The organism is Paenibacillus sp. FSL R5-0527 (genome assembly GCF_038008055.1).
Taxonomy (GTDB): Bacteria; Bacillota; Bacilli; order Paenibacillales; family Paenibacillaceae; genus Fontibacillus; species Fontibacillus macerans.
Genome location: NZ_JBBOYI010000014.1, coordinates 1 through 1,237 on the forward strand (window position 1 = coordinate 1; position 1,237 = coordinate 1,237).

The following is a 1,237-nucleotide window of genomic DNA, read 5'->3' on the forward strand; positions in this document are numbered from 1 at the left end:
AGCGAACGAAAGGTATTTCAATGGACTTATTTCGAACTTTACATCACTTAATGTCGGCCAAGGTAAGGGTGTATCAGCAGCCTTAGCTTCTTTTTCCCCAACTTCTGACGGCTTTACAGTAACGGTAAATTTTGCAAATTCTAATAGCGGCACTACATTTAACGCCAGTATTGATTATTGGGTTGCAATAGAGTAATTAAAAAATCCCTGTGTAGTGGTAACAGGAGGGAAGCTTTGGACGGCAAACCCTCCCGGCTTTCTGCACAGGGACAGAAAGCAATTTCATTTTAACACAGGGGTGAATATATGGAAAACGAAATTTTCAAATACTTCATTACACAGGGGCCATTCGGAGCATTGTTCGTATGGCTTCTTATTTATGTTATGCGGACCAACAAAGAACGCGAGAAGGATTTAAACGGCATAATTCAGCAGCAAAACAACGTTCTCTCTAAATTTTCCGAAAAGTACGATCTAATCATCTCGGAATTGCGCGAGTTAAAGGAGAGGTTTAAATGAGGCATAAAACCTTTCTGCTCCAGGCTGCATACATCGTTGTGGCAATCTGTTTCGCTCTCATTGTTGCCGCCATGACTTTGGATTGGGTTACAAAGTACACTGTCTATCTCCAACAACGGGACGAACTACATAGGCTTATAAACGCTGGGATGGATATTAGTGCAGCAAAACCAACAGTTTCCTACTTACAAGGCGCTGCTACAAGACAGTTAAACAAACTCAAAGACGTAAGCATAGTCTTCGGACTGGTGTTTGCGTCTTTTTCATTATATATAAAATTATCTAAGGAGCGATAAACATGAATTTAAACGAAGTGTGGGCCATTGTTTCAAGTTACATTAACCCGGAATTACTTATCGTCGTCGCGGCTTGCTGGATCATCGGATTTACCCTCAAACAAACGCCACGCGTGCAGGATTGGACAATCATCTACGTTGTCACAGGCGTAGCTATTGTATTTGCTTGCTTGCTGCTAGGGTTTACAGTGCAGGCCGTTATCCAGGGTATCTTGTGTGGTGCTGTGGCGGTCTACAGCAATCAATTCATCAAACAATTTAATAAGCGTGGTGAAAATTAAATGAGTAGAAAGATAGGAGAGGCAGGGCTTAAACTTATCAAAAACTTTGAGGGCTGTCGATTGAAAGCGTACAAGCCGGTAGCGGCTGAAAAGTACTGGACAATCGGCTGGGGACATTACGGGCCAGATGTAAAAGAAGGT

At 42.4% G+C, this 1,237-nt stretch carries 5 protein-coding genes; all 5 read left to right on the forward strand.

What is annotated here, in order from left to right:
* A partial coding sequence (locus tag NYE69_RS33515; RefSeq protein WP_340930751.1) for a hypothetical protein occupies positions 1-196 on the forward strand: 196 nt, incomplete at its 5' end.
* 110 nt (positions 197-306) lie between these two features.
* Complete coding sequence (locus tag NYE69_RS33520) at positions 307-519, forward strand: BhlA/UviB family holin-like peptide (RefSeq protein ID WP_340930752.1); 213 nt, start codon at positions 307-309, stop codon at positions 517-519.
* On the forward strand, positions 516-815 hold the full coding sequence (locus tag NYE69_RS33525) for a hypothetical protein (RefSeq protein WP_340930754.1): 300 nt from the start codon (positions 516-518) through the stop codon (positions 813-815). Before NYE69_RS33520 ends, NYE69_RS33525 begins: the two co-directional genes overlap by 4 nt.
* Positions 816-817: 2 nt before the next feature.
* On the forward strand, positions 818-1,096 hold the full coding sequence (locus tag NYE69_RS33530) for a phage holin family protein (RefSeq protein ID WP_340930756.1): 279 nt from the start codon (positions 818-820) through the stop codon (positions 1,094-1,096).
* A partial coding sequence (locus NYE69_RS33890; protein ID WP_445744857.1) for a lysozyme occupies positions 1,097-1,237 on the forward strand: 141 nt, incomplete at its 3' end. It lies immediately after the preceding gene.

Excerpts from the sequence above, each read along its gene's own strand:
- NYE69_RS33525 (WP_340930754.1), top strand. The coding sequence starts at position 516 with ATGAGGCATAAAACCTTTCTGCTCCAGGCTGCATACATCGTTGTGGCA.
- NYE69_RS33530 (WP_340930756.1), top strand. The coding sequence starts at position 818 with ATGAATTTAAACGAAGTGTGGGCCATTGTTTCAAGTTACATTAACCCG.
- NYE69_RS33520 (WP_340930752.1), top strand. The coding sequence starts at position 307 with ATGGAAAACGAAATTTTCAAATACTTCATTACACAGGGGCCATTCGGA.